The sequence below is a fragment of the Glutamicibacter sp. V16R2B1 genome, assembly GCF_005774635.1.
Classification (GTDB): Bacteria; Actinomycetota; Actinomycetes; order Actinomycetales; family Micrococcaceae; genus Glutamicibacter; species Glutamicibacter creatinolyticus.
This window is the reverse complement of the sequence record NZ_VATX01000005.1, coordinates 132,250-156,576: the sequence shown is the minus strand read 5'-3', so window position 1 is coordinate 156,576 and position 24,327 is coordinate 132,250. Positions and strand designations below refer to the sequence as shown.

At 67.4% G+C, this 24,327-nt stretch carries 21 protein-coding genes and 1 tRNA gene; 10 read left to right on the top strand and 12 right to left on the bottom strand.

Annotation, left to right across the window (positions count from 1 at the left end; all coding sequences use genetic code 11):
• Positions 1 to 94: 94 nt before the first annotated feature.
• Positions 95 to 1,216: a site-2 protease family protein gene (locus tag FDN03_RS03015; protein WP_249354248.1), complete on the bottom strand. Its 1,122-nt coding sequence runs from the start codon at positions 1,214 to 1,216 to the stop codon at positions 95 to 97.
• Positions 1,213 to 1,926, bottom strand: a complete 714-nt coding sequence (locus FDN03_RS03010) for an HAD family phosphatase (protein WP_138173962.1) — start codon at positions 1,924 to 1,926, stop codon at positions 1,213 to 1,215. Before FDN03_RS03010 ends, FDN03_RS03015 begins: the two co-directional genes overlap by 4 nt.
• 256 nt (positions 1,927 to 2,182) lie before the next feature.
• On the opposite strand from FDN03_RS03010, the gene FDN03_RS03005 reads away from it, so the two are divergent.
• Entirely contained in the window at positions 2,183 to 3,088 is a 906-nt protein-coding gene (locus FDN03_RS03005; protein ID WP_138173961.1) for a PAC2 family protein, read from the top strand.
• Between the two features lie 21 nt (positions 3,089 to 3,109).
• Here FDN03_RS03005 and mshC read toward each other — a convergent pair whose 3' ends face one another.
• The 3 genes from mshC to FDN03_RS02990 form a co-directional block, all read right to left on the bottom strand.
• On the bottom strand, positions 3,110 to 4,372 hold the full coding sequence (gene mshC / locus FDN03_RS03000; protein WP_138173959.1) for a cysteine--1-D-myo-inosityl 2-amino-2-deoxy-alpha-D-glucopyranoside ligase: 1,263 nt from the start codon (positions 4,370 to 4,372) through the stop codon (positions 3,110 to 3,112).
• Between the two features lie 187 nt (positions 4,373 to 4,559).
• The gene (locus tag FDN03_RS02995) at positions 4,560 to 5,384 is read right to left on the bottom strand and encodes an undecaprenyl-diphosphate phosphatase (protein ID WP_138173957.1); all 825 of its coding nucleotides are present in this window, start codon (positions 5,382 to 5,384) and stop codon (positions 4,560 to 4,562) included.
• Between the two features lie 79 nt (positions 5,385 to 5,463).
• Positions 5,464 to 5,673 carry a hypothetical protein gene (locus FDN03_RS02990; protein WP_054821622.1) on the bottom strand — a complete coding sequence of 70 codons (210 nt, stop codon included), beginning with the start codon at positions 5,671 to 5,673 and terminating at the stop codon, positions 5,464 to 5,466.
• A gap of 45 nt (positions 5,674 to 5,718) precedes the next feature.
• On the opposite strand from FDN03_RS02990, the gene FDN03_RS02985 reads away from it, so the two are divergent.
• On the top strand, positions 5,719 to 5,973 hold the full coding sequence (locus FDN03_RS02985; RefSeq protein WP_138173955.1) for a DUF5703 family protein: 255 nt from the start codon (positions 5,719 to 5,721) through the stop codon (positions 5,971 to 5,973).
• On the opposite strand, the gene FDN03_RS02980 is transcribed toward FDN03_RS02985, so the two are convergent.
• Complete coding sequence (locus tag FDN03_RS02980; RefSeq protein ID WP_138173953.1) at positions 5,950 to 7,086, bottom strand: acyl-CoA dehydrogenase family protein; 1,137 nt, start codon at positions 7,084 to 7,086, stop codon at positions 5,950 to 5,952. The genes FDN03_RS02985 and FDN03_RS02980 overlap by 24 nt on opposite strands.
• A gap of 29 nt (positions 7,087 to 7,115) precedes the next feature.
• On the bottom strand, positions 7,116 to 8,432 hold the full coding sequence (locus FDN03_RS02975) for a M20/M25/M40 family metallo-hydrolase (protein ID WP_138173951.1): 1,317 nt from the start codon (positions 8,430 to 8,432) through the stop codon (positions 7,116 to 7,118).
• A 228-nt stretch (positions 8,433 to 8,660) separates the two neighbouring features.
• On the opposite strand from FDN03_RS02975, the gene FDN03_RS02970 reads away from it, so the two are divergent.
• The gene (locus tag FDN03_RS02970; protein WP_138173949.1) at positions 8,661 to 9,104 is read left to right on the top strand and encodes a hypothetical protein; all 444 of its coding nucleotides are present in this window, start codon (positions 8,661 to 8,663) and stop codon (positions 9,102 to 9,104) included.
• A 112-nt stretch (positions 9,105 to 9,216) separates the two neighbouring features.
• Here the strand turns inward: FDN03_RS02970 and nrdF are convergent, their stop codons facing one another.
• Entirely contained in the window at positions 9,217 to 10,209 is a 993-nt protein-coding gene (nrdF, locus tag FDN03_RS02965) for a class 1b ribonucleoside-diphosphate reductase subunit beta (RefSeq protein WP_138173947.1), read from the bottom strand.
• A gap of 533 nt (positions 10,210 to 10,742) precedes the next feature.
• Here nrdF and FDN03_RS02960 point away from each other — a divergent pair.
• From FDN03_RS02960 to FDN03_RS02945, 4 genes are all read left to right on the top strand, one after another.
• On the top strand, positions 10,743 to 12,044 hold the full coding sequence (locus FDN03_RS02960; protein ID WP_138173945.1) for an Nramp family divalent metal transporter: 1,302 nt from the start codon (positions 10,743 to 10,745) through the stop codon (positions 12,042 to 12,044).
• Between the two features lie 168 nt (positions 12,045 to 12,212).
• Positions 12,213 to 12,881 carry an NAD(P)-binding domain-containing protein gene (locus FDN03_RS02955; RefSeq protein ID WP_138173943.1) on the top strand — a complete coding sequence of 223 codons (669 nt, stop codon included), beginning with the start codon at positions 12,213 to 12,215 and terminating at the stop codon, positions 12,879 to 12,881.
• Between the two features lie 220 nt (positions 12,882 to 13,101).
• Positions 13,102 to 13,186 (top strand) — tRNA-Leu (locus tag FDN03_RS02950).
• Positions 13,187 to 13,305: 119 nt separating this feature from the next.
• Positions 13,306 to 14,514 (top strand): glycosyltransferase, encoded by a 1,209-nt coding sequence (locus FDN03_RS02945; RefSeq protein ID WP_138173941.1) that lies wholly within the window; start codon positions 13,306 to 13,308, stop codon positions 14,512 to 14,514.
• 89 nt (positions 14,515 to 14,603) lie between these two features.
• Here the strand turns inward: FDN03_RS02945 and FDN03_RS02940 are convergent, their stop codons facing one another.
• Genes FDN03_RS02940 through FDN03_RS02930 form a run of 3 tightly spaced genes read right to left on the bottom strand, consistent with a single transcriptional unit; the run spans position 14,604 to position 18,095 of the window.
• Complete coding sequence (locus FDN03_RS02940) at positions 14,604 to 15,461, bottom strand: MaoC family dehydratase (RefSeq protein WP_138173939.1); 858 nt, start codon at positions 15,459 to 15,461, stop codon at positions 14,604 to 14,606.
• A gap of 1 nt (position 15,462) precedes the next feature.
• Entirely contained in the window at positions 15,463 to 16,800 is a 1,338-nt protein-coding gene (locus FDN03_RS02935) for a 3-oxoacyl-ACP reductase (RefSeq protein ID WP_138173937.1), read from the bottom strand.
• Positions 16,800 to 18,095 (bottom strand): acetyl-CoA C-acetyltransferase, encoded by a 1,296-nt coding sequence (locus FDN03_RS02930; RefSeq protein WP_138173935.1) that lies wholly within the window; start codon positions 18,093 to 18,095, stop codon positions 16,800 to 16,802. The genes FDN03_RS02935 and FDN03_RS02930 overlap by 1 nt, the downstream gene beginning before the upstream one ends.
• 73 nt (positions 18,096 to 18,168) lie before the next feature.
• Between FDN03_RS02930 and FDN03_RS02925 the strand changes: the two genes are divergently transcribed.
• Positions 18,169 to 18,858 (top strand): TetR family transcriptional regulator, encoded by a 690-nt coding sequence (locus FDN03_RS02925; RefSeq protein ID WP_246049824.1) that lies wholly within the window; start codon positions 18,169 to 18,171, stop codon positions 18,856 to 18,858.
• A 19-nt stretch (positions 18,859 to 18,877) separates the two neighbouring features.
• The gene (locus FDN03_RS02920; protein ID WP_171021112.1) at positions 18,878 to 20,893 is read left to right on the top strand and encodes an acyl-CoA dehydrogenase; all 2,016 of its coding nucleotides are present in this window, start codon (positions 18,878 to 18,880) and stop codon (positions 20,891 to 20,893) included.
• A 129-nt stretch (positions 20,894 to 21,022) separates the two neighbouring features.
• Here FDN03_RS02920 and FDN03_RS02915 read toward each other — a convergent pair whose 3' ends face one another.
• A complete protein-coding gene (locus tag FDN03_RS02915; RefSeq protein WP_138173931.1) occupies positions 21,023 to 21,466 on the bottom strand; it encodes a VOC family protein in 444 nt (147 codons plus the stop codon).
• 159 nt (positions 21,467 to 21,625) lie between these two features.
• Between FDN03_RS02915 and pepN the strand changes: the two genes are divergently transcribed.
• On the top strand, positions 21,626 to 24,271 hold the full coding sequence (gene pepN, locus FDN03_RS02910; protein WP_138173929.1) for an aminopeptidase N: 2,646 nt from the start codon (positions 21,626 to 21,628) through the stop codon (positions 24,269 to 24,271).
• Positions 24,272 to 24,327: the final 56 nt, after the last annotated feature.

The window sequence follows — 24,327 nt, the reverse complement described above, 5'->3', positions numbered from 1 at the left end:
TTGGTTCTGGCTCACGAAATTGGCTTCCTTCTGGCTGATGCTGTCTACAGGGTCGGTGTGCCCGGTGTGCGGGCAAAAATTGTGGGTGGGCGGGTCAGCGCACGTTCAGGGCGCGCAGGATCTGTTCCTGGTGCAGCACCCCGACGATGTACCCTTCCTCGCTGATCACCGCGTATTCGGCGGTTTCCACGGTGGCCAGGTAGTGGATCAGGGTGTCCCCGTCCGAGTCCTGGGCGATCACCGCCCCCTGCCCCAGCGCGCGGCTGACCGCGGTGGCCGGGGTAGTGGGCCCGGCCTGTTCGGGCACCGCGCTCAGCGCGCCCTCGTCGACGACCGCGATCGGCATCCCGTGCGGGTCCACCAGCACGATCTGTCCGCCGCGGGCGGCCAGGCGCCGGCGCACGTCGGCGACGTTCACGGTGCTGAGCATCCCGCTGGCCGGGCTCATCAGGTTCCCGGCCTTCACCCCGGGCAGGCGCAGGCGCAGCTTGGCGTGGGCGATCAGCGCGCTGGTGGCCTGCCACATGAACAGCGCCACCATCACCCCGATCACCAGGGTGGTGGTCTCCAGCGCCCGGCCCATGACCAGCGGGATGACGGCGAACCACAGCACGATACCCACGGCGATCGCCCGGCCCACCCAGGCCGCCACGATGGTGCCGCGGTCCTGGCTGCCGGTGGCCTTCCACACGGCCGATTCGACCAGCCGCCCACCGTCCAGCGGCAGGCCGGGCAGGATGTTGAAGATGCCCAGCAGCAGGTTCGCGTAGATCACGAAGTTCAGGATCGCCCCGATCATGAACGCCGGTTCGAAGATGGAGGCCGCGACCCAGCCGATCCCGGCGATCACGAAGTTGCTCACCGGCCCGGCCAGCGCCACCAGCAGGGAGGCGCCCGGGGTGGCCTGGAAGGAGCCGAACTGGGTGTGCCCGCCCCACAGGGTCAGCACGATGTGGGAGTTGGGCCATTTGAAGTAGCGGGCCACCATGGCGTGGGCCAGCTCATGGATCAGCACGGCCAGGGCGATCATCAGCGAGCAGATGAACCCCAGCAGGTAGGCGGTGGTGGCCGGGATCCAGGCGGTGCGCTGCAGCTGCATTCCGAAGATCACCGTGATCACCACGGTGATGAAGAACCAGGAGTAGGCAAGGTAGACCGGGACCCCGGCGATCCTGCCCAGCCGGAGCCCGGGCGATTTCTCGTTCAGTTCGCTCACGCGTTGATCTGCTCCAACCAGGTGTTCAGTTGTTCAATGGACAGCTGCCGCAGCGATTCGCTGCGCCGCCACGGCCCCTGACCGGGGTCGGTGGCGTTGGGGACCAGCACCGCGAACAGCCCGGCGGCGCTGGCCGCGGTGATGCCCGGCAGTGAATCCTCCAGGCCCACGCACTGGGCCGGGTCCAGGGAAGTCTCGAATTTCTCGCCCAGCAGCTGCAGCCCGCGCAGGTACGGTTCCGGGTCCGGCTTGCCGTGCTCCACCTCGTCCCCGGTAACGGTGACGTCGAAGTACGCTTCGGGCAGCTGGGCGAGGAAGTCCTGCACGATGCTGCGTTCACTCATGGTCACCAGCGCCTGCGGGATCCCGGCGGTGGAGAACTGCTGGAGCAGCTCCAGCGCCCCGGGACGCCAGATCAGTTCGCGGCGCAGCCCGCTGACGACCTCGGCGGAGAGCTCGTCAATGATCTGCCGCACGCCCAGCTGGACCCCGGCCTGCTGCAGCACCCGGGCGGCGGTGGGCAGGGCGGCGCCGACCAGCGCCTCGGACTGGGCCTGGCTCCAGGTCCCGCCGTGGGCCAGCACCAGGCGCCGTTCGGCGGCCATCCAGTACGGCTCGGTGTCGATCACCGTGCCGTCCATGTCCCACAGCACCGCCTGGATGCGGTGGTCGGGGCGCGGGAGCGGGGCGTGCTCGTTGTGGCTAGGCATGTCTTGATTCTACGTGAACCGGGCCGGATCCCGGCCCGCCCCGACCGGCGAACGCCCAGGTGCGCGGCGTGACGGGCGAGCAAGATCACCCGGTCCGGCGGCTTCGGCCGCCGCGCGCCGATCCGGCGTTGCAGCGTTGCCCTGCACGGGGCTGGGGTGAAAGACTCGGCAGTACCCGCTGCGGGCAACGGCAGGCGGGTGGCGAAGGACGCCGACCGGCCGGCAAAGCGGGCCGGAGCACAGGCAGGGAGCGCAGATGAGCACGCAGAATCCACGTCCAACGTTGACCGGCTTCGCCGCGCGCGGCGGCCAACAGGGCCGCAACAGCGTGCTGGTGTGCGCGTTCGAGGGCTGGAACGACGCCGGAAGCGCCGCCAGCGACGCGGTGCGCCTGATCCTGAACACGGCCGAACCCGAATACCTGGGCACCGTGGGCGAGGACGAGTACTACGACTACCAGTTCACCCGCCCGCAGGTCAGCCGGGAGGACGGGGTGCGCAGCATCCAGTGGCCGCAAACCGATGTGTACCGCGTCGAACTGCCCCAGGCCCCGGCGGACCTGCTGGTGGCGCTCGGGGTGGAACCGACCTACCGCTGGCAGGCGTTCTGCCGGGAACTGCATCAGCTCACCTCCCCGCACCGGGTGGCCGCCTGCCTGAGCGTCGGCTCGCTGCTGGCCGATGTGCCGCACACCCGCCCGGTGCCGGTGCTGGTGAACTCCGATGACCCGCTGCTGCAGGAGCACCTGTCGATCGGGGCGTCGAAGTATGAGGGGCCCACCGGCATCCCGGCGGTGCTGGGAATGATCTTTGAACGGCTGGGCACCCCGAGCCTGTCGGTGTGGGCGCAGCAGCCGCACTACGTGGCCCAGGCCCCCAGCCCGAAGGTGCAGCTGGCCCTGGTGGAGGTGCTCGAGGAGCTGCTGGCCACCCACTTCCCCGCCGACCAACTGCGCGATGACGCACTGGCCTGGCAGCGTGGGGTCGATGAGCTGGCCTCCGCGGATCCGGAGGTCGCCACCTATGTGCAGCAACTGGAACGGGCGACCGACGCCAGCGAGCTTCCGGAAGCCAGCGGGGAATCGATCGCCCGTGAGTTTGAGCGCTACCTCAAGCGACGGGACCGCGGCTACGGCGGCAGCGGCCCCGACTTTGAGATCTAGCGGCAGCCCAAGGACTCGGCCCTAGAGCTTGAGCCCCAAAAGGGCATCCAGTCCGCGGCGGATCACTTCCGAGCCCTCCCCGGAGCCCTCGGCGCCGGCCTCAGCCCACTGGTCGATGGCCTGCAGTGCGGCCGGCGAGTTCAGGTCATCGGCCATCCGGGAGCGGATCCGGGTCATCAGCGCGGTCGCCTCGGCCAGCCCGGCCCCTTCGATCCGGGAGCGCCAACGCTGCACCCGGGCCTGGGCCTGCTGGAGCAGTTCGTCGGTCCAGAACCAGTCGGTGCGGTAGTGCTGGCCCAGCAGCACCGTGCGGATCGCCACCGGTTCCACCCCGGACTCACGCAGCTTGGAGACCAGCACCAGGTTGCCCAGGGACTTGCTCATCTTCTGACCGTCCAGGCCCACCATGCCGGTGTGCACGTACAGTTCGGCCAGCGGCTTGCCGTCGGCGGCCGAGGCGTGGGCGGCGGAGAATTCGTGATGCGGGAAGATCAGGTCGCTGCCCCCGCCCTGCACGGTGAACGGGGCCGGCAGGGTGGAGCGGGCAATGATCGAACACTCAATGTGCCAGCCCGGGCGGCCGGCGCCCAGGGTGCCCCCATCCCAGGAGGGCTCCCCCTCACGGGCGGCACGCCACAGCAGCGGGTCCAGCGGATCGCGCTTGCCCTCACGCTGCGGATCCCCGCCGCGTTCGGCCGAGAGCTGCTCCATCAGTTCGCGCCCGTAGCCGCTGACGGTGCCCAGCTGCCAGGCCCCGTTCTGGGCGGCGAGGGTGTCAAAGTAGACATCCCCCTCCACCCCGTCCGCCCCGGCCGGAACCCGGTAGGCCAGGCCCTTGTCCAGGAAGTCCTCGATGTACGGGATCAGCAGGTCGATGGTTTCCACCGCGCCCAGGTAGTGATCCGGCGCGATCACGTTCAGCGCCTCCATGTCGGCGCGGAACAGGTCGGTCTGCTCCTGCGCCAGCTGGCGCCAGTCCAGCCCGCGCTGGGCGGCGCGCTCGAGCAGCGGGTCATCCACGTCGGTGACGTTCTGCGTGTAGGTGACCTTGCGCCCGTTATCCAGCCAGGTGCGGTGCAGCAGATCGAAGGTCACGTAGGTGGCGGCGTGCCCCATGTGGGTGGCGTCATAGGGGGTGATCCCGCAGACGTACATGCTGGCCGGGGCGTTGGCCTTCTCGGCCGGGGCGGTGGGACGCTGTTTGCCGGTGGCGGTGTCGAAGAGCTCCAGGATCGGGGCGCTGCCCACCAGGTGCGGTACTTCCGGGCTGGTCCAAGCGTGCACGCAGGGGTGTCCTTTCAAACGGCGCAAAAGTGCGCGATCAACGGTGATGCCCCTGCCCCGCGCCAACTGCCGGGCCGGGCATCACCAAAGTTTCTCTATAAGTGCCAAGTCACCATGTGGTTCAGATATTCCCGGCCCCGGCCAAATAAATGACCGGGGCCGGGAAGAGGGCACAAGCGGGCTCCGGCTAGGCGCTGATCAGGCCCATGCCCAGCAGGATGAACAGGGCCAGGCCCAGGGCGATGCGGTACCAGACGAAGACCATGTAGGAGTGGGTGGAGACGAACTTCAGGAACCAGCCCACGATGACGAAGCCGACCACGAACGCGATCAGGGTCGCCAGCCCGGTCTCGGCCATGGAGTAGACCATCGGCTCGGAGAAGGACTTGAACAGCTTGTACAGCCCGGAGAGGTAGACGGCCGGGATGGCCAGCAGGAAGGAGTAGCGGGCGGCGGCCTCGCGGGTGTAGCCCATCAGCAGGCCGGCGGTGATGGTGCCGCCGGAGCGCGAGACGCCCGGGATCAGGGCCATCGCCTGGGCGAACCCGTAGAGGATGCCGTGCTTGAAGGTCAGCTGCTCCAGCGGGCGGACCTGCTTGCTGTAGTGGTCGGCGGCGGCCAGGAACAGGCCAAAGACCACCAGCATGGTGGCCACGATCCACAGCGAACGGAAGTTCGTGTCAATGTAGTCTTCCAGCAGCAGACCCAGCACGCCGATCGGGATCGAGCCGAGGATGATCAGCCAGCCCATCTTCGCGTCGGGGTCCGAATGCGGGATCTTGCCAACCAGCGCCTTGCACCAGGCGCCGATGATGCGCACGATGTCACGCCAGAAGAACACGATGACCGCGGTCTCGGTGCCCAGCTGGGTGATGGCGGTAAACGCCGCCCCCGGGTCCTGCGCGTTGGGCAGGAATTCTCCCACGATGCGCAGGTGGGCCGATGAGGAGATGGGCAGGAACTCGGTAAGTCCCTGGATCAGACCCAGGAACGCTGCTTCAAACCAATTCACCCCTCGACACTACTTCAAGTCCCAGGCCAAACCCCTGCCGAAAACACCGGGGTCCCCAAAAATCCGCCCGTGGTCGTAGTCACGACTCGTCATTGGGTATCGTAAACGGCAACAACTCGCCATACTTGTCGTACAAAGCATCGTCGTACGCCTCGAAGGCATCGGCCAGCGCACCGAAGGCGGCGTCCACCGTCGCGTCGGTGGCGCCGCGGCTGGTGGAGATGACCTCCAGGTGGTTTTCCAGGCGGGCGATGAAGACCTGCAAGGCATAGTTGGGATCGACGCTCATGGCACACACGCTACAGCCGAATAGACCGGCACGGTAGGGGGTTTGATGATTCAGGAACGGATCAAGGCACCATTGCACCAGCCCGCGGATGACCGCTTCGAGTACCTGGTGATCACTTCGTTCCCCGGGGAGCCCAAGCATTTGGCCCGCGCGGCCCTGAAGGAGCACGCCGAGAACGGCAAGTGGGAGCTGGTGCGCACCTGCCGCTACGAGGGCGGGGCCTTCAAATACTGGCTGCGCCGGCGGGTGATGCGGGTGAGCGGCACCCTGGAGGGCTCAGTCTTCCAGCGGTCCCACTAGCCAGCTGGCCACGGTGTTCGCCGCCGAGGCCGCATTGGACGGGTGGTACCAGCTGGCCTGCACGTCCCGGTAGAGCCGCTCGAACTCGCTGCCCCGGAAGTAGCCGCCCCCGCCGATCAGCTGGCCGGCGTCTTGGACGTTCTCCCGCGCCCAGTCCCCCGCCCTGGTGCGCAGGGTGACCAGCTTCGGGAACCACTGCGGCCCGTGGTCCACCAGTGCGTCCAGGTCCCCGGCGACCTGGCGCTGCAGCGCATCCAGGGTGAGCATGCGCATTCCGGCCTCGGCCAGGATCGAGCGGGCGCGCACATCCTGGGTGTAGGCCTGCCCGTCCTGGTGCACCCGGCGCTGGAGGGCCGCGGTGCCCAGCTGCAGCCCACGCTCGGCCAGGCCCACGTAGACGCTGGCGGTCAGGGTCAGGAACGAGGCGAAGATCCCGAACACCAGGGCGTCCGGGTTGGGGCCCGCGGCCAGGCGGGTGTGCACCCACTGTGCCGGGGCGATGGCCCCGGACAGCTTGGTGGTGTGCGACTGGCTGGCGCGCATGCCCAGGGTGTTCCAGTCATTCAGCGACTCGACGCCCTCGCCGCGGGCCACGAACCCGTGCACCAGCTGCCCTTCGGCGTTCTTGCCGAACACGCCCAGCCGGGTGAAGGCCGGGGCCAGGGAGGTGAAGATCTTCGTGCCGGTGAACGCCACCGAGCCGTCCCCGCGCTCCTCGGCGGTGGTCTTTGAATCGAAGAGCACCGCGTCATTGCCCGGCTCGCTGATCCCGAAGGCCATCACCTCACCCTCGGCGATCCAGTCCTGCACCATCGCCAGGCGCTGGTGCCCGCGCGCGGCCAGCAGCTGGGCGACCCCGGCCCACACGTGGTGCATGTTCACCGCCAGCGCCGTGGCCGGGGCGGCGGTGGCCAGCCGGCGCTGGGCCAGGGCCAGCTCGCTCAGCCCCCAGCCGTAGCCGCCGCGCTCCACCGGCAGCAGCGCCTTCAGGTACCCGCGGTCGCGCAGTTGCGCAAAGTCCTCGGTGCAGAACGTGTTGCGCTCATCGTAGCCGGCGGCGCGGGCGCGGAAGCGCTCGAGCAGTTCCTCGGGCAGTGCCTCGGTGATCTCCACTGGTGTGTCCTTTCGTGGGTGGGCGTGCTCTAGTAGGTGCTCAGCAGTCGGGCGAGCACCCGGGAGCCGAAGTGCAGGGCGGTGACCGGCACGCGTTCATCCACGCCGTGGAACATGCCGGTGAAGTCCAGTTCGGGCGGCAGCTGCAGCGGCGCAAACCCGTAGCCGGTGATGCCCAGGGTGGCCAGCCACTTGTTGTCGGTGCCGCCCGAGAGCATGTAGGGCAGCACCACCGCGTCCGGGTCCTCGGCCAGCAGGGCGGTGCCCATTGAATCCACCAGTTCCCCGGAGAAGGGCACCTCCAGGGAGGATTGTTCGTGGTCGACGTGCAGCTGGACGTTCTGCCCGGCCAGTTCGCGCAGCGTGGCCAGGGTCTGTTCGTGTTGCCCGGGCAGGGTGCGGGCGTCGATCAGTGCCTCGGCCTGTCCGGGGATGACGTTGTGCTTGTACCCGGCGGACAGTGCGGTCGGGTTCGCGGTGTTTTGCAAGGTGGCCCCGACAAAGCGGGAAACGTTGCCCATGGCCCGCAGCAGCGGGGCCGGGTCGGCTTCATCGAAGCCCAGGCCGCTTAGTTCCCCGATCCGCTGCAGCAGCGCCCGGGTGGTGGGCGTGTAGGACAGCGGCCACCGGTGGGATCCGATCCGGGCCACGGCGGCGGCCAGTTCGGTGACCGCGTTCTGCGGGTTCAGCTGGGAGCCGTGTCCGGCGGTGCCGTGGGCGGTGAGCCTGGACCAGGCGATGCCCTTTTCCGCGGTCTGCAGCATGTAGGCCCGCTGGCCGTTGATGTCCACCGAGAACCCGCCGACCTCGCTGATCGCCTCGGTGGCCCCGGCAAACAGTTCGGGATGGTGCGTGACCATCCACCCGGCCCCGTAGTCACCGCCGGCCTCCTCGTCGGCGAAGAACGCGATGACCAGGTCGCGGCGCGGGGTGATCCGCTCGCGCACCATGTGGCGGATCACCGCGATGATCATGGCGTCCATGTTCTTCATGTCCACCGCCCCGCGGCCCCAGATCATCCCGTCGATCAGCTCGGCGGCAAAGGGGTCCACGCTCCAGTCCTCGGCGATGGCCGGCACCACGTCCAGGTGCCCGTGCACCACCAGCGCCGGCAGGTCCGGGTCGCTGCCGGCCAGCCGCGCCACGACGTTGGCCCGGCCGGGAGCCGATTCGTAGATCTTGGCGTCCAGGCCCACCTCGCGCAGCAGTTCGGCCACGTACTGGGCGGCCTGCAGCTCCCCCTGGCCTTTGTTGCCGCCGTAGTTGGTGGTGTCGATGCGGATCAGTTCACGGCAGAACTCAACGGTTTCGGCTTCGAGCCGTTCCAGGGCCGGTTCCTTGGGCATGGCCAATCCCCCTTGTGATGCTGGGTTTTGCGCTGCGGTGCGCTGACTTGTTCCCAGCCTAATCCGAAAGCGCGGCTTTCGCCCGCGCATACTGACTCTCCAGAATTGTTCTCGACCCGCGCTCCCCCTCTGAAAAGGATCAAGCAAAGTGTTTCTAACGGGCTACTCGGTTATCCGAATGGCCCTCGATTGTTAGTGTGCAACGGGCAAGGTGGCGATAATGGATAGATGTCAATCGAGCCCTGGATTTCTATAGTTTCTGCTTTGTCTGGTTTGGGCGGTGCAATTATCGGAGGAGCCATAGCTCTACATACAAATCGGCAAAACCATATACGGGAGCAAAATGTTTGGCTGCGCCAAGAAAAGATTGTGATCTACACCGACCTTCTAAATTTTTACCGTGTGCGTGAGCCGCAGCAATATCTCACGCCGGAGGAACAATCTGCTATAGCTTTCGATCTCAACGTCCACCTAACTCGCGTCAAGATCTTATGCCCACCTGAAATCGTCCGACTCGCAGAAGAGACCTTGCACAGTTTTACCGATTACGTCAGCTCATTTACGCATGATCTCCTTCCCGTGCAGGGCGCAAGAGCCGACTTTTCCAGAGCGTTCCAGAGACTCGAATCAGCAATCCTGAATGACCTGCAGCCAGCTATACGCCACAGTTAGGCCATTAATTGCCGTCGGCGCGGCGGGGCACCACAAATGGTGACCCGCCGCGCCGAGGATTCATCCGGGGACCGTGCGGCGAAGCCGACGGCCCGGGAGGGGCAAGGTGCTGTTACCAGCCCCAGTCCTCGTCTTCGGTGGCTTCGGCCTTGCCGATGACGTAGGAGGAGCCCGACCCGGAGAAGAAGTCGTGGTTCTCATCCGAGCCCGGGTTGAGCGAGGCCAGGATCGCCGGGGAGACGTTGGTCAGCTCGGCCGGGAACATGGCCTCGTAGCCCAGGTTCATCAGCGCCTTGTTGCCGTTGTAGTGCAGGAACTTGATGACGTCCTCGCTCCAGCCGATGTCGTCGTACAGGTCGTGGGTGTACTTGACCTCGTTTTCGTACAGCTCGTGCAGCAGTTCGAAGGTGAAGTTCTTCAGCTCATCGCGTTCGGCCTGCGGCAGCTGGTTCTGGTCCATGGCGCGCTGGTTTTTCAGCCCAATGTAGTAGCCGTGGATGGCCTCGTCGCGGATGATCAGGCGGATCAGGTCGGCACTGTTGGTCAGCTTGGACATGGTGGCCCAGCGCAGCGGGGTGTAGAACCCGGAGTAGAACAAGAAGGACTCCAGCATGGTGGAGGCGATCTTCTTCTTGTACGGGTTGGTGCCGTCGTAGTACGAGCGGACGATGTTGCCCTTGTTCTGCAGCTCGTGGTTTTCCTCCGACCAGCGGAAGGCCTCATCGATCTCGCGCGAGGAGCACAGGGTGGAGAAGATCGAGGAGTAGCTCTTGGCGTGCACGGACTCCATGAACGCGAAGTTCGTGTAAACCGCTTCCTCGTGCGGGGTCAGCGCATCCGGGATCAGCGAGACGGCGCCGATGGTGCCCTGCAGCGTGTCCAGGTAGGTCAGCCCGGTGAGCACGCGCATGGTCATCTGCTTCTCCCCGTCGCTCAGGGTCGCCCAGGACTGGATGTCATTGGACAGCGGCACCTTCTCGGGAAGCCAGAAGTTGGCGGTGACGCGGTTCCAGATTTCCACGTCCTTCTCATCCTCGATGCGGTTCCAGTTGATCGCCTTGATCGGGGTGGTGGCAACGCTCACTTGGCTCTCTCCCTGTGTCACGGTGTGGGTTGCATGCCTTCGGGCATGCCTTGGTCTTCGGTCCAGGCGCAACGCCTGGGGGCAGCCGTGCCCGGCGCGCCGGGCTGCTGCGGTGGTTGCGGGCGCGTCGCATTGACGGTCGCCAGACTTTGAAGCTTGGGGTGGTCCACCTGCTGTTGCGCTCCGTCGTGGTTCGTTCGGGCGCCCGGTGTTCCTGTCCCCCACCTTACCCAATCGGCCGCCAAACAAAATGCCCGCCCGTGCCCCGCGCGGTCGCTGCGCGAAACCCCTGACCCGTCCCGACGCGGCCTCCGCGGGAACCGGTGTCCGGATACCCGGAACCGATGCCGCAAGGATCACATTTTGCCTTCGACATGCTTCCGGCACGAGGGCGGGACGGCACGCCGGGATTCGGAGTCACGAATACTGGTTGTGCGGTGTCTCACACACTAGATTTGAACCATCGGCTGACCTGCTCCCCTGGCCTGCTCCGCAGGTGTCGGGGCGCCAGCCGGAGCTGACGATGTTCACGACGACTAAGGATTGATGACGTCATGTCCGAAGAGAATCAACCGGCGATCCCCGAGCGGGACCGGGAGACCGGGCTGGACTCCGGTGCGCCCCCGAAATGGAAGATCGTTGGCCCCGGCCTGGTGGTGGCCGCCACCGGTGTGGGCGCCGCGGACATGGTCGCTACCCTCGTGGCCGGCAGCCGCTACGGCTATGCACTGCTGTGGGCGGTGGTGCTCGGTGTGATCCTGAAGATCATCCTGGTCGAGGGTGCCGGACGGTTCACCCTGGCCACCGGCAAGACCATCTTCGAGGGCTGGCGCTCCCTGGGCAAGTGGACCACCTGGTACTTCGGGCCCTACATCGTGATCTGGGGTTTTGTGTACGGGGCGACTGCCATGAGCTCCGCGGCGATGCCGTTGGCGGCGCTGTTCCCGGCCGTGGACCTGAAAATCTGGGCGATCTTCATGGGACTGGCCGGCTTTGCCATGGTGTGGTTCGGACATTACGCGTTCTTTGAGAAGGTCACCGCCGTGCTGGTGGGCCTGATGTTCATCACCGTGGTGGGTCTGGCGATCATTGCGGTGCCGAACGTTCCGCAGATGTTCGTCGGGCTGATCCCGATGATCCCCGAGGGCGGCGTGGTCTACACCCTGGCCCTGGCCGGCGGCGTGGGCGGCACCATCACCCTGGCCGCCTACGGCTACTGGCTGCGCGAAAAGGGCTGGTACACCCCGAAGTGGATGCGCGTGATGCGGATCGACAACTCGATGGCGTACGTGATCACCGGCATCTTCGTGATCGCCATGCTGGTGGTCGGCGCCGAGGTGGTGCGTTCGGCCGGGGTGGCGCTCTCCGCCGGTGATGCCGGGCTGCTGGACCTGACCGACGTGCTGCAGGAACGCTACGGCGACGTGGTGGGCCTCGGATTCCTGGTCGGCTTCTGGGCCGCGTCCTTCTCCTCGATCATCGGCGTGTGGAACGGCGTTTCGCTGATGTTCGCCGACTTCTGGGGCAACATCCGCGGCAAGGGATCGGGACACGAGGACACCCGCGTGGGCGGCAAGTACTTCAGGTTCTACGTGCTGTGGCTGACCTTCCCGCCGATGCTGCTGTTCCTGTTGGACCGCCCGATCGCGCTGATCCTGGCCTACGGTGTACTCGGTTCGCTGTTCATGCCGTTCCTGGCCTTGACCCTGCTGGGTCTGCTCAACGGCAAACGCACCCCGAAGCAGTGGCGCAACAAGTGGCACACGAACATTGCGCTGGGCATCACCGCTGCCCTGTTCCTGGCCTTGGGCGTCAACGAACTGGTCAAGGCCCTGGCGCCGGTCTTTGGCGGCTAGCGCTTCCGGGGCGATGACCACCGATTCCACACTGCCCCGCACCGCTGCCGGTGCGGGGCAGTGTGCTTCACTCACATCGGCCCGCTACGGTCCGATGGGCACGAGCGCCCGCATGTGTGATGGGATGCTGGAGGACAGGAACTATCCATCCGCCGCGAAGGAGGCCTGATGAGCGAGAAGCCCACGGGGGAATCAGGAGCGCCCAGCACACGCATCGGCGTGCTGGGTGCCGGAAGGGCCGGGACCTCCCTGGCCAGGGCGGCCGCCTCGGCCGGCATCGGCGTGAACATCGCCGCTTCCCGGCCACCACACATGCTGAAGTACCACCTGGCGCAATACGCCCCGCAGGCCACGGCCGTGCCGGCCGAACAGATTGCCGACGCGGTGGATCTGGTGGTGCTCATGGTGCCGCAGGAGGAACTGGACGAGGTGGACCCGGATACCCTGGCCGGGACCATCCTGGTGGACGCCACCAACCGCTGGGAAGACGAGCCGCTGCCGGACTGGTTCCAGCGGGCACTGGAGGCCGGGCTCTCCAGTTCCGAGGCGATTGCCGAACACTTCGCCGGCACCCGGGTGGTGAAGGCGTTGAACCACATCAGCCACTGGGACCTGGACACCAGCGGGCGGCGCAAGCAGAGCCAGCGCCGGGGTCTGGCGGTGGCCTCGGACCACCGCCGGGAGGCGGCCGTGGTCGCCAGGCTCATCGACGCCCTGGGATTTGAGCCGGTGATCCTGGCCAGCCTCGCCCAGGGGCGCGGCATGGAGCCGGACGGTCCAATCTTCAACGAAGTGCTCGGCGCCCAAGAGCTGTCCCGGCTGCTGCCGCACGACTGAGAAGCGCGAATCGTCACCTGAGCCGGACACCCCGCAGAGCCTAGAGTGTGATCCTTGGCACCCCGAGTGGGACATTGACATGATTTGCCGTGATCAGTCCGCCTTTTGGCGCGGAATGGCGCAGGTTTCGCCGGCACTTGGGCCGAATTGGAAATCGGCTTAAACTGGTGCTAAAGTTTTACTTCGTTGCTTGCGATAACAACGCAGACAACGAGTACCTGCGCGGGTGGCGGAATAGGTAGACGCGCTAGCTTGAGGTGCTAGTCCTCGTTTAGAGGGTGGGGGTTCAAGTCCCCCTTCGCGCACGCAGGAGATCCCCGGTTGGCTTCGGCCAGCCGGGGATTTTGCATCCCAAGGGCGTGGCGCGGCCTGATTGATAGCATCAAGTGGCCCCCTGCCGCCGACCTCTTCCAGGAACTTTCCCATGCGCATCGCCATGCTTTCCCTGCACACCTCCCCGATGGAGCAGCCCGGCGCCGGGGACGCGGGAGGCATGAACGTCTACATCCGCAACCTGGCCTACGCGCTGTCCGAGCTGGGTCATGAGGTCCATCTGGTGACCCGCAGCGCTGATCCAACGCGCACCGAGCAGGTCAAGGATCGGGTGTGGATGCACGAACTGCAGGTGGCTCCAGGCCGGCGGGTTTCCAAGGACGGGCTGTATGGCCTGATCGATGAGGCCGCCGGGGCCCTGCGGGAGCATTTTCGCGACCTGCCGGTGGACGTGATCCACGCCCACTACTGGCTCTCCGGGATGCTGGGGCTGGAACTGGCCACCGCCTGGCACATCCCGCTGGTGGTCAGTCTGCACACCTCGGCGGCGGCGAAGGAAGCCGAATCCGGGATCGCCGAACCGGCCACACGCAAGGAAGGTGAACGGCACCTGCTGGCCGCCGCCCAGCGCGTCATCGCCAACACGCCGGTGGAGGCGGAACAGCTGCGCCGGCACTACCGGGTGCCGCAGGACAAGCTGGACGTGGTGCTGCCCGGGGTGGAGCACGAGGTCTTCCACCCGCCGCAGCTCGGGGCCGGCGCCGGCCGCGCGCGGAGCAATCCCACCGGGGGCAGTGACCTGCACGTGGTCTACGCCGGCAGGATGCAGCGGCTGAAGGGCGCCCACCTGCTGCTGCAGGCCATCGCCAGGGCCCGGCAGCTGGACCCGGGCGTGCGGATCACCGCCGAGCTGTACGGGGCACGCTCCGGTGCGGACGACTATGATCCGCGGGCCATCGCGACCCGGCTTGAGCTGGATGAGGTGGTGCACCTGGCCGGTCCGCTGCCGCCGCGCGAACTGGCCGCGGCGTTCGCCGCCGCGGACCTGGTGGCCGTGCCCTCACTGTCCGAGACGTTCGGGCTGGTGGCCGCCGAGGCCCAGGCCTGCGGCACGCCGGTGATCGCCAACCGGGTCGGGGGCCTGAACTATTCGGTGGCCGACGGCGTCTCGGGCTGGCTCATCCCCGAACCGGAGCCCGAGGCGTGGGCGCGGCAACTGCTCACCCTGGCCCGGGATCCGCAGCTGCTGGCCTCCGCCCGCACCGCGGCGCTGGCGCACAGTGCCCGGTTCACCTGGCGGCATGCCGCGCAGCAGTCGCTACAGGCCTACCGCCGGGCCGGGCAGGCGGCCACGGCCTAGCGGCGGGAGCAACAGGGCGAACCAACACGAACGGCGGCCGGAACACCAAAGCGTGTTCCGGCCGCCGTCGACGTTCCCGCGGGGTAAGGCTAATCCAGCAGTTCCAGCTCCAGCTCGAAGTGGGGCTTGAGCTTGCGCGGGTTCCAGGCGGTCACCTCGTAGTCCCGGCCCTCCTGCTCATAGGCCAGGTGCACGGTGCCCGGCAGCAGCACCGGGGTCTTGAACTCGATCTCCCATTCGTAGCCCACGCCCACCGGTTCAATCTCCGCCAGCGCGCGCGCCGCCAGGTAGATGCCGTGGGCGATGGCCCGGGGCATGCCCAGCACCTTGGCCGACACCTTGGACAGGTGGATCGGGTTGTAGTCCCCGGCCACCGCAGCCCAGGCCCGGCCGGTGTCCGCCCCCAGCTTCCACACGGCGGTGGCCTGCGGCGGGTGGAAGTCCGAGCGCGCGTCCTTCTCCGGCTTCGGACCATCGAGCTTCACCCCCTTGGACAGGAAGGTGCTGCGCAGCACCATCCGCTCCTCGCCCTCGGTGGAGATGCGCACCACCAGGTCGCAGGTCGCGCCCTTGGCGTGCTTGGCCAGCTGCTCGGCGTTGACCGCCACGTCGAACGCCTCCGCGTCGGCCAGCGGGCGGCGCACGGTGACCTCGTTGGTCAGGTGGATCATCCCCAGCAGCGGCAGCGGGAAGTCGTCGCGCACCATCAGGGACATCGCCAGCGGGAAGGCCAGCGAATGCACGTAGAGGCTGGGCAGCTGGCCGTTCATGCGCGCGCCCACGGCGCGGCGGAATTCGGCCAGCTTCTGCGCATCGGCCTGCGCCCCGTGCTTGACCAGGGTCAGCTCGGGCAGCACCGGGTTCTTGGCCTTGCGCCCTAGGGTCTTGACCGTCCGGGCGTAGACCTGGCCCATGGTGGGCAGCTGGTCAACGATTTCGATACCCATTTCAGGCCCCCACCAGCGACTGGCCGCACACGCGCAGGGTCTGCCCGTTGATCGCGGCGCACGCGTCCCAGGAGAGGAAGCCGATGGTCTCGGCCACGTCCAGGGGCAGCCCGCCCTGCATCAGCGAGGGCATCACCATGCGGGCCACGGTGCGGGTGCCCAGCGGGATCTTGGCGGTCATGTCGGTTTCAATGAAGCCGGGGGCGACCGCGTTGATGGTCCCGCCGTGGGCGGCGAAGTCCGCGGCGCTGGCGCGCACCATGCCGATCACCCCGCCCTTGGAGGCGGCGTAGTTCGTCTGCCCGCGGTTGCCGGCGATCCCGGAGGTGGAGGCCAGGGACACCACGCGCAGCCCGGGCAGGTCCGCGGCCAGCAGCTGCTCGTTCATGCGCAGCTGGGAGGCGATGTTCACCGCGATGACCGAATCCCAGCGGGAGGCGTCCATGTTGGCCAGCAGCTTGTCCCGGGTGATCCCGGCGTTGTGCACCACCAGGTCCAGCCGGCCGTGGCGCTGGCGGGCGTGTTCGATGATCCGCTGCCCGGCGTCCTGGGCGGTGACATCCAGCTGCAGGGCGGTGCCGCCGACCTCGTTGGCGACCTTGCTCAGCGCATCCCCGGCCCCGGGCATGTCAACCACCACGACCGCGGCCCCGTCCCGGGCCAGGGTGCGGGCGATCGCCGCGCCGATGCCGCGGGCCGCGCCGGTGACCACCGCAACCTTTCCGGCCAGCGGCGCTTCGAAGCTTTCGGGCAGTTCGCCTTCGTTGCCGGTGACCTCCAGGAACTGGCCGTCCACGTAGGCGCTGCGCCCGGAGAGGAAGAAGTGCAGGGCCGCCAGCGAGCTGGGGCTTGCCAGGGTCGCGTCCCCGGCCAGCAGGATGCCGTTGGCGGTAGCGCCATTGCGCAGTTCGCGGCCCAGCGAGCGGATGGTGCCGTCAATGCCCTGGCGCACGGCGGCCACGGCCGGCTCATCCTCGGCCAGGGCGCGGCGGGAGAAGGAGACCACCCGGGCGCCGGGCACCAGCTGGCGCACCTCGGCGCCGGCCTTGAGCATCAGCGGGGAGAGCTGATCGGGGTGGGTGAGCTCATCGAGCAGCAGGATCAGCCCGCCCAGCTTCGCTCCCCCGGCATCGTGGCGGCGCACATCCAGTCCCCACTGCACCAGGGTGTCGGCCAGCTGCTGGGCGGTGGGCGAATCGCCCAGGATCAGCAGCGGGCCGGGCAGCAGCGGGGTCTGGGTGGACCAGCGGCGCAGCCGGGCCGGTTGCGGTAGGCCCAGCTTTTTGGCCAGGGTGCGGGTAAAACCGGTGTTGACCAGTTCCAGGTACTTGTCTGCCATTAGTTGCGTGCCTCCAAAATCGCTACGACTCCCTGCCCGCCGGCGGCGCACACGGAGATCAGTCCACGTCCCGAGCCCTTCTCATGCAGCATCTTGGCCAGCGTCGCCACGATTCGTCCGCCGGTGGCGGCGAACGGGTGGCCGGCGGCCAGCGAGGACCCGTTGACGTTCAGCTTACTGCGGTCGATGGCGCCCAGCGGGGCATCCAGGCCGAGCTTTTCGCGGCAGAATTCCTCGTCCTCCCACGCCGCCAGCGTGGAGAGCACGGTGCCGGCGAACGCCTCATGGATTTCGTAGAAGTCAAAGTCCTGCAGGGTCAGGTTGTTGCGCTTCAGGATCCGGGCGACCGCGTAGGCCGGGGCCATCAGCAGGCCCTCCGCGCCGTGCACGAAGTCCACCGCGCCGGCCTCGAAGTCCACGAAGTTCGCCAGCATCGGCAGGTTGTTGGCCTTGGCGTATTCCTCGCTGCCCAACAGCACCGTGGAGGCCCCGTCGGTCAGCGGGGTGGAGTTGCCCGCGGTCATGGTCGCCTCATCGCCCAGCGACTTGCCGAAGGCCGGCTTCAGGCTGCCCAGCTTTTCCAGGCTGGAGTCCGGGCGCAGGTTGTTGTCCCGGCTAAGGCCGTTGAAGCTGGTCATCAGGTCATCGAAGAACCCGCGTTCGTAGGCGGCGGCCAGGTTCTGGTGGCTGGCCAGGGCCAGCTCATCCTGCGCCTGGCGGGTGATGCCCCAGGCGTGGGTGGTCTTGGCCTGGTGCTCGCCCATCGACAGCCCGGTGCGCGGCTCCCCGGTGCCCGGGGCGTTCGGGGCCAGGTGGGCCGGGCGCAGCTTGGACAGCGCGGAGAGCTTGGCCTTGGTGGTGCGGGCGCGGGAGAGCTCCAGCAGCACCTGGCGCAGCCCCTCGGAGACCGCGATCGGCGCGTCGCTGGTGGTGTCCACGCCGCCGCCGATGGCCGAGTCGAGCTGGCCGAGCTTGATCTTGTTGGCCAGCGAGCCGATGGCCTCCATGCCGGTGGCGCAGGCCATCTGCACGTCGTAGGCCGGGGTGCTGGGATCCAGGGCGGAGCCCAGCACGCATTCGCGGATCAGGTTGAAGTCCTTGGAGTGCTTGAGCACCGCGCCGCCGGCGACCGAGCCGATCCGCTGGCCCTGCAGCCCGAAGCGGGCCACCAGCCCGTCAAGGGCGGCGGTGAACATGTCCTGGTTGGAGGCTTGCGCGTACTTGGTGTTCGAGCGGGCGAAGGGGATGCGGTTGCCGCCAATGATCACGGCCGGGCGGACGGATTCTGAAGCCATTGAGATTCTCCTGGAGATCTGACTGCTGTGACAGGTATTACTATAACCAAGAGTACATGATACTGTAAGTAACGTGAACAACATCTCAGGGAGCACCAGCACCACCCAGGACGGTCGCGCGGCGCGGTGGGAACGCCACCGCACCGAACGCCGCCTGGAACTGCTGGGCATGGCCCGCAAGGCGATCCACCACCTGGGCCCGCAGGCCTCGATGGATGACATCGCCGCGCACGGGAACACCAGCAAGCCGGTGTACTACCGCTACTTCGGTGACAAGGAGGGGCTGCGCCAGGCCTTGAGCGAAGTCATCATCGGCGACTTCCACGCCAAGGTGCTCGCCGCGGGATTGGCGCAGGAGGCCGAACTCGGTGCCCTGCACGCCATGGTCACCGCCTACCTGCAGCTGGCCGAATCCAGCCCGAACCTCTACTTCTTCGTCACCACCCAGTCCACCGACGTGCTCACCGCCCCGAACGAGCAGGCCCCCGGATCCACCGGGGTGCTCAACGCCTTCTTCGAGGAAATCACCCGGATCATGACCGAACGCGTGGCCGACTACTACGCCAAGCACTCCCCGGACCCCGGCCCGAGCGGCAGCCCCGTGGCACTGTGGCCACGCGCGGCGCTGGGCATGGTCCGCTCCGCCGGGGAACTGTGGCTGCGCCAGCCGCGCGACGAACACCGACCCACCCTGGAAGAACTTGCCGATGCCCTGTGCACCTGGCTCACCCATGGAATCGCATCACCCCACACCGGCGCCTAGGCTGCCAGAAAGGTACACCATGAACCCGAACCGCATTGATGTCACCGCCCTTTCCGAGCAGCTGCTGGGACCCTGGGCACAGGTCCGCAAGGACTCGCGGGCCCGCGCCGCACGCCCCGAGCTGCAGCGCGACCCCTCGCTGGGCATGGACGAGCACCGCGAACGCGTGCTCTCCCAGCTGCACGTGCTGACCAATGAACGCGCCGTGCAGCGCGCCTTCCCCGCCGAGTTCGGCGGCAACGACGACCACGGCGGCTCGCTGGCCGCCTTCGAGGAACTGGTCGCGGCCGACCCCTCGCTGCAGATCAAGGCCGGCGTGCAGTGGGGCCTGTTCGGCGGGGCGGTGCTGCACCTGGGCACCGAGGAGCACCACAAGAAGTGGCTGCCGGGCATCCTGGACTTCAGCGTCCCGGGCGCCTTCGCGATGACCGAGATCGGCCACGGATCGGATGTGGCCAACGTGGCCACCACCGCCACCTATGACCCGCAGACCGAGGAATTCGTCATCCACACCCCGTTCAAGGCCGCATGGAAGGAATTCCTGGGCAACGCCGCACTGCACGGCAAGGACGCCACCGTCTTCGCGCAGCTGATCACCAAGGGCGTGAACCACGGGGTGCACTGCTTCTACGTGCCGATCCGCGACGAGCAGGGCAACTTCCTGGAGGGCGTGGGCGGCGAGGACGACGGGTTGAAGGGCGGACTGAACGGCATCGACAACGGCCGCCTGCACTTCACCCACGTGCGCGTCCCGCGCACCAACCTGCTTAACCGCTACGGGGATGTGGCCGCCGACGGCACCTACAGCTCCCCGATCGCCTCCCCGGGCCGGCGCTTCTTCACCATGCTCGGCACCCTGGTCCAGGGCCGTGTCTCGCTGGACGGGGCCTCGACCAGCGCGGCGAAGATCGCCCTGCAGATCGCCATCACCTACGCAAACCAGCGCCGCCAGTTCACCAGCACCTCGGACACCGAGGAAACCACCATCCTGGACTACCAGCGCCACCAGCGCCGCCTGCTGCCGCGCCTGGCCCGCACCTACGCCGCATCCTTCGCGCACGATGAGCTGCTGACCAAGTTCGACGAGGTCTTCTCCGGGCGCGCGGACAGCGACGAGGACCGCCAGGACCTGGAAACCCTGGCCGCCGGGCTGAAGTCGCTGAGCACCTGGGATGCGCTGGACACCATCCAGGAGGCCCGCGAGGCCTGCGGCGGCTCGGGCTACATGGCCAAGAACCGCTTCAACCAGCTCTACAGCGACCTGGATGTCTACGTCACCTTCGAGGGCGACAACAACGTGCTGCTGCAGCTGGTGGGCAAGCGCCTGCTGACCGACTACGCCGCCGAGTTCCGCAAGCTGGACACCGGCGCGGTCGCCCGCTACGTCGCCAAGCAGGTCGGCTCCACCGCCTACCACCGCACCGGGCTGCGTTCGGTGGCCCAGGCCTTCGCCGACGTCAGCGATGAACGCAAGAGCGCGAACTTCTTCAAGGACCCGGCCAACCAGCGCGAGCTGCTGGCCGACCGGGTCAACGCCATGGTCGCCGAGGTGGCCGGGAACCTGCGCAGCGCCGGGAAGGACAAGGCGCGCACCGCGGCCAAGTTCAACGAGAACCAGGACCTGCTGATCCAGGCGGCCCGCGCCCACGCCGAGCTGCTGCGCTGGGAGGCCTTCACCCGGGCGCTGGAGCAGACCAAGGACGAGAACACCCGCGAGGTGCTCACCTGGTTGCGCGACGTGTTCGCCCTGACCGTCATCGAGGATGACCTGGGCTGGTACCTGGCCCACGGCCGCCTTTCGATGCAGCGCGCCCGCACCCTGCCGGAGTACATCAACCGCCTGCTGGCCCGCCTGCGCCCGCACGCCCAGGACCTGGTCGACGCGTTTGGCTACACCCAGGAGCACCTGCGCGCGGAGATCGCCTCCGGCGTGGAGGCCGAACGCCAGGACGAGGCCCGCGACTACTTCCGCAAGCTGCGCGCCAGCAATGACGCGCCGGTCAGTGAGAAGTCGCTGAAGAAGGTCAAGGCCTAACTCGACGGGGCGCACCCGTTCCGCCCCCACACGCCCAGCCCCGGGCCCCGGCAACTGCTTGAATGCTGGCGGCCCGGGGCTGGGCTGTACCCCAAAGCCTGTCCTGTCCGGCTGCCGCAGGGGTGTCGTTCAGTCCAGGCGCTGGGCCAGGGCGACGATGATGCCTTCCGGGCCGCGCACGTAGGCCATGCGCCACACCCCCTCGTATTCGCCGATCCCGCCGACCAGGCCGTAGCCCGCGGAGCGCAGCTGGTCGACCAGGGCCGGCAGGTCATCGACCACGAACGCCAGGCTGCGCAGCCCGACTTCGGTGGCCATCGCCTCCGGCTGCCCGGGTCCGTGGCCGGGGCGGATGAAGCTGGAGAGCTCGATCTGCTGCTCCGTGCCGGGCACGTTCAGCATCACGATGCGGGTGCGGGCATTGTGCAGTCCGCACACCGTATCCAGGAATTCTCCCTCCAGCCCGTCATGGCGTCCGGCCACTTCCAGGCCGAGTCCGAGGAAGAAATCGGTGGCCGTCTCCAGGTCGGCGACGGTGATTCCCACATGGTCGAGCTTGAGAATGCGTGGCATGGCTGGGCTCCTGACTGTCGGTGGTGCAGGCCCATGCTACGCAGGTTCCCGTGCCTTTGCACTGGCTTCACGGCCACCCGATCCGCCGCCGCGGAAAACGGCGGACATTATCCGGGCCCGCACATTATCAAGGAAACGTTTCACAGCTAAGCTGGGATGGTGGACACTCTTGAACGCTATGCACCGAATGAAAACCTGACCCGGGACGAAGCCGCCTGGCGGGCCCAGAACATCATCTGGCACTCCGCCGACGTCGAACTGGATGTCAGCAACGCCACCGATCCCAACCAGGGCAGCTACCGGTCGGTGACCACGCTGCGCTTCACCTCCAAGCACCCGCAGACCTTCATCGACTTCATCCACGACACGGTGGAGGAGATCAACGTCAACGGCACCATGATCGCCGTGGACGATGCCGTTCTGGACGCGCGGATCTACCTTCAGGACCTGGACATCCAGGCCGTGAACACCGTGGTAATCACCGGACGCGCGCTGTACTCGCGCTCCGGTGAGGGCATGCACCGCTTCGTGGATCCGCAGGACGGGCAGACCTACCTGTATACCCAGTTCGAGCCGGCCGACGCCCGCCGCGTCTTCGCCTGCTTTGAGCAGCCTGACTTGAAGACCTCCTACCGCTTCATCGTGCGCGGGCCGGAGGACTGGCACCTGGCCAGCAACCAGCCGGCCGAATCGCAGAACCTGCACGAGGACGGCACCAAGACCGTCACCTTCGCCCCCACTCCCCCGATTTCCAGCTACATCACCACCGTGCTGGCCGGGCCCTACCACGTGGTGCGTGACGAGCACACCGTGATGCTCTCCTCCGGCGAACCGCTGCGGATCGAACTGGCCGCCAGCTGCCGCGCCTCCCTGGCCGAGGACTTCGACGCCGAAGAGATCCTCAAGGTCACCAAGCAGGGCTTGACCTACTTCCACGAACTATTCGACTACCCCTACCCGTGGGGCAAGTACGACTCGGCGTTCGTGCCCGAATACAACCTGGGAGCCATGGAGAACCCTGGCCTGGTCACCTTCACCGAACGCTACGTCTTCACCTCCCACGCCACCGAGGCCCAGCACGAACAGCGCGCGAACACGATCATGCACGAGATGGCGCACATGTGGTTCGGCGACCTGGTCACCATGAAGTGGTGGGACGATCTGTGGCTGAAGGAATCCTTCGCCGACTACATCGGCACCCTGGCCAACGACCAGGCTACCGACTTCGCCACCGCCTGGACCACCTTCGCCGCCCGCCGCAAGGCCTGGGCTTACGTGGCCGACCAGATGCCCACCACGCACCCGATCGTCGCGGACATCACCGATCTGCAGGCGGCGGACCAGAACTTCGACGGCATCACCTACGCCAAGGGCGCCAGCGTGCTCAAGCAGCTGGCCGCATTCGTTGGCGATGAGGCGTTCCGTGACGCGGCCCGCGCCTACTTCGTGAAGCACGAGTACGCCAACACCTCGCTGGATGACTTCCTGGCCGCGCTCGAGCAGGCCAGTGGTCGGAACATGGGCGACTGGGCCGACGCCTGGCTGCGCACCAGCGGCGTGCCGCACCTCGGGGTCGAGCTGGAGCTGGACGCCGAGAACGTGGTCCGTTCGGCCGCGCTTATCCAGCGGGGCACCGACCCGGTCTCCGGGGAGCCGATCCTGCGCCCGCACGTGCTCACCGTGGGCAGCTATGAACTGGAAGAGGGCCGTCTGGTGCGCCAGGACAGCCAGCGCGTGGAACTGAACGGTGAACGGGTGGAGCTGGGGTTCCTGGTCGGTCGCCCGGCCCCGGCGGTGCTGTTGCCCAATGACGGGGATGAAACCTACGCCATCATCGAATTTGATGAGCGCTCCCAGCAGAACCTGCTCCAGCACCTGGGCGGCCTCAACGCCTCGCTGCCGCGCGCCACCTGCTGGGCGTCGCTGTGGGATGCGGTGCGCGGTGCCCGCCTGGCCGCGCAGGACTACGTTGCCGCGCTGCTGCAGCATGCGGCGACCGTCGAGGATGCCGGGGTGTTCGCGGTGCTGATGGACCAGCTGCTCACCTCGGTCAACCGCTACCTGGCCCCGCACCTGCGTGAGGAAGCCCGGCAGAAGGCGGCGAGGGCACTCACCGGCTGGCTGACCCAGCTGGAGGCGGGCAGCGACAACCAGACCACCACGGCCCGCACCCTGGCCCGGTTGGCCCGCGCCGGGGTGGCTGAGGATGTTGTCGACGCGTTCCTGGCCTCCGAGCCGAACCAGTACGGGGTGAAGGTCGATGAGCAGCTGCAGTGGTTGAGCTGGCAGGCGCTGGCTGCGGCCCGGGGCCTGGACGAGTCCGACGGGGTGCGCATGCGCGCCGCACTGGACGCCAACCCGACCTCGGTCGCCCAGAACGCGGTGCGTACCGCACTGGCGGCCCGCCCGGTTTCCGAAGTCAAGGAGCAGGCCTTCGCCGAAGTGCTCCAGGCCCGTGACCAAGACGGCGAGTTGTCCAATGATGCACTCAGCGCCACGGCCGAGGGCTTTACGATCGGTTCGCGTGAACTGCTGGCCGGGTTTGAGGAACGCTACTGGCCGCAGATCTCCGAGGTGTTCGATTCCATGAGCATGGAGTTCTCCACCCGGGTGATCCGAGGGCTGTTCCCCCGCTCCCAGGAGTTGAGCGACGAGCCGGACGATAACCCGGCCCTCAAGGCGGTCACCGAATGGCTGGAGAAGAATACCGAGGCACCACGGGCCCTGCGCCGGATCCTGCTCGAGGAGCGTGCCGAGCTGCAGCGTTCACTGGATGCCCAGAAGCTTTCGCGTGAGAGCAAGTAACGCGAACGGCTAGTGCCAGCCTGTGGCCGTCCCGGGGTGGGGCGGCCACAGGCCGA